The 3,119-nt window shown below is 54.4% G+C and carries 2 rRNA genes; both read left to right on the plus strand.

Annotation, left to right across the window (positions count from 1 at the left end):
• Window positions 1-52: 52 nt before the first annotated feature.
• Window positions 53-2,891, plus strand: a 23S ribosomal RNA gene (locus tag OE647_RS19755).
• 73 nt (window positions 2,892-2,964) lie between these two features.
• Window positions 2,965-3,079: ribosomal RNA gene (rrf, locus tag OE647_RS19760) — 5S ribosomal RNA — on the plus strand.
• Window positions 3,080-3,119: the final 40 nt, after the last annotated feature.

Consider the following 3,119-nt stretch of genomic DNA (forward strand, 5'->3'; position numbering starts at 1 on the left):
GTCGGGTAGTACTGCTTTTGATACTAGAGAGAGCCTTGCTCTTTCTGGATCAAATCAAGCGCGAGAAGGGCGTTTGGTGGATGCCTTGGCAGCAAGAGGCGATGAAGGACGTGGTACTCTGCGATAAGCTAGGGGGAGCCGAGAACAGGCTTTGATCCCTAGATCTCCGAATGGGGAAACCCACCTGACAGTTTGTTATTGTTAGCCTTCGGGTTATCAATAACGGGCTGAGACAGGTACTTTTACCCTGAATCCATAGGGGTTTAAGAGCGAACCCGGGGAACTGAAACATCTAAGTACCCGGAGGAAAGGAAATCAATAGAGACTCCGTTAGTAGTGGCGAGCGAACGCGGACCAGCCGAGCCCAGAGAATGACCAGAATGATCTGGAAAGATCAGCCATAGCGGGTGACAGCCCCGTATGGGAAGTTCGACGGGACGTATTAAGTAGGGCGGGACACGTGAAATCCTGTCTGAAGATCGGGGGACCACCCCCGAAGGCTAAGTACTCCTTGCTGACCGATAGCGAACCAGTACCGTGAGGGAAAGGTGAAAAGCACCCCGACGAGGGGAGTGAAACAGTTTCTGAAACCGGACGCCTACAAGCAGTCGGAGGGGCCTTGAGCCCTGACGGCGTACCTTTTGTATAATGGGTCAACGACTTGGTCTCACGAGCAAGCTTAAGCCGTTAGGTGTAGGCGCAGCGAAAGCGAGTCTTAAAAGGGCGCATGAGTTCGTGGGATCAGACCCGAAACCAGATGATCTAGGCATGAGCAGGATGAAGGTTGGGTAACACCAACTGGAGGTCCGAACCCACACCTGTTGAAAAAGGTCGGGATGACTTGTGCCTAGGGGTGAAAGGCCAATCAAATCTGGAGATAGCTGGTTCTCCGCGAAAGCTATTTAGGTAGCGCCTCGGACGTATCCTCTCGGGGGTAGAGCACTACATGGGTGATGGGGTCCCACAGACTTACTGAGCCTAAGTAAACTCCGAATACCGAGAAGGACTATCCGGGAGACACACGGCGGGTGCTAACGTCCGTCGTGAAGAGGGAAACAACCCTGACCTACAGCTAAGGCCCCCAATTCGTGGCTAAGTGGGAAAGCATGTGGGATTTCCAAAACAACCAGGAGGTTGGCTTAGAAGCAGCCATCCTTTAAAGATAGCGTAACAGCTCACTGGTCTAGTTAAGAGATCCTGCGGCGAAGATGTAACGGGGCTCAAGCCACGAGCCGAAGCTTAGGATGCAGAGCAATCTGCGTGGTAGCGGAGCGTTCCGTGATATAGCACCATCCGACTTTAGCCTTCCGCAAGGAAGGTCATGGTCGGAACGGTGCTGACTGTGAAGCCGGGCCGTGAGGCAACCGGTGGAGTGATCGGAAGCGAGAATGTTGACATGAGTAGCGACAAACAGGGTGAGAGACCCTGTCGCCGAAAGTCCAAGGGTTCCTGCTTAAAGTTAATCTGAGCAGGGTGAGCCGGCCCCTAAGGCGAGGCCGAAAGGCGTAGTCGATGGGAACCAGGTTAATATTCCTGGGCCAGGAGGAAGTGACGGATCCTTAGTGTTGTTCGGTCTTAACGGATTGACCGGGCAGCTGCGGGGTCCCTGGAAATAGCCCTCCATCAGACCGTACCCGAAACCGACACAGGTGGACTGGTAGAGAATACCAAGGCGCTTGAGAGAACCACATTTAAGGAACTCGGCAAAATACCTCCGTAAGTTCGCGAGAAGGAGGCCCCGTTGGTGCGCAAGCATCGGCGGGGGGCACAAACCAGGGGGTGGCGACTGTTTACTAAAAACACAGGGCTGTGCGAAGCCGTAAGGCGACGTATACAGTCTGACGCCTGCCCGGTGCTGGAAGGTTAAAAGGAGGGGTGCAAGCTCCGAATTGAAGCCCCAGTAAACGGCGGCCGTAACTATAACGGTCCTAAGGTAGCGAAATTCCTTGTCGGGTAAGTTCCGACCTGCACGAATGGCGTAACGACTTCCCCGCTGTCTCAAATGTGGACTCAGCGAAATTGAACTGTGTGTCAAGATGCACACTACCCGCGGTTAGACGGAAAGACCCCATGCACCTTTACTATAGCTTCGCACTGGCATCAGGATTGTGATGTGCAGGATAGGTGGTAGGCTTTGAAGCGGGAACGCCAGTTCTCGTGGAGCCTCCCTTGAGATACCACCCTTCGCACTCTTGATGTCTAACCGCGGCCCGTTATCCGGGTCCGGGACCCTGCGTGGTGGGTAGTTTGACTGGGGCGGTCGCCTCCCAAAGAGTAACGGAGGCGCGCGATGGTTGGCTCAGAGCGGTCGGAAATCGCTCGTTGAGTGCAATGGCAGAAGCCAGCCTGACTGCGAGACTGACAGGTCGAGCAGAGTCGAAAGACGGCCATAGTGATCCGGTGGTCCCAAGTGGGAGGGCCATCGCTCAACGGATAAAAGGTACGCTGGGGATAACAGGCTGATGATGCCCAAGAGTCCATATCGACGGCATCGTTTGGCACCTCGATGTCGGCTCATCTCATCCTGGGGCTGGAGCAGGTCCCAAGGGTATGGCTGTTCGCCATTTAAAGAGGTACGTGAGCTGGGTTTAGAACGTCGTGAGACAGTTCGGTCCCTATCTGCCGTGGGTGTAGGAGACTTGAGAAGACTTGCCCCTAGTACGAGAGGACCGGGGTGAACGCTCCACTGGTGGACCAGTTGTCGTGCCAACGGCAGTGCTGGGTAGCTATGAGCGGACAGGATAACCGCTGAAGGCATCTAAGCGGGAAGCCCCCTTCAAAACTAGGTCTCCCTTGAGGGCCGTGGAAGACCACCACGTCGATAGGCCGGAGATGTAAGCGCAGCAATGCGTTCAGTTGACCGGTACTAATTGCCCGATTGGCTTGATTTGATCCAGTAACAGCAAGGCAAATCAAAAGCAGATCTAGACTTGGACATACCTGATTGTAGTGTTTCTTCCTCGGTTTGGTGGTCATAGCGCGAGCAAAACACCCGATCCCTTCCCGAACTCGGAAGTTAAGTGCCGCCGCGCCAATGGTACTGCGTCTCAAGACGTGGGAGAGTAGGTCACCGCCAAACCTAGAAAGAAACACAAAACTCTCAAACGATGAACGTATAC

The sequence above is a fragment of the Albidovulum sediminicola genome, assembly GCF_025751575.1.
In the GTDB taxonomy this organism is placed as follows: Bacteria; Pseudomonadota; Alphaproteobacteria; order Rhodobacterales; family Rhodobacteraceae; genus Albidovulum; species Albidovulum sediminicola.